This window comes from Hoeflea sp. BAL378 (assembly GCF_000759435.1).
GTDB lineage: Bacteria > Pseudomonadota > Alphaproteobacteria > Rhizobiales > Rhizobiaceae > Hoeflea.
Window position 1 is genome coordinate 1 of record NZ_JRJG01000191.1, and the last position, 256, is coordinate 256.

Genomic DNA, 256 nt, shown 5'->3' on the forward strand with positions numbered 1-256 from the left:
ACCGAAATGGGCACCCTGCGCACCTACACCGAGCTGCGCTTCCAGTGGGACACCAACGACACCGTCGCTGGCTACACCAATGACAACGAGTTCTCGGTCAACTTCGCCTGGATCCAGCTCGGCGGCCTCCGCATCGGTAAGGACGAATCGTTCTTCACCACCTGGACCGGTTATGCTGGCGCAGTCATCAACGACGGCAACTACGGCCCGTTCGACACCAACCTGATCAGCTACACCTACAATGGCGGCGCTTTCC

Annotated in this window: 1 protein-coding gene; it reads left to right on the forward strand. The window is 59.8% G+C overall.

Translation table 11 applies throughout. The annotated features are described in order from the left end of the window. Positions 1–256, forward strand: a 256-nt coding sequence (locus tag LL06_RS24585; protein WP_035533312.1) for a porin, incomplete at both ends; no start/stop codon positions are given.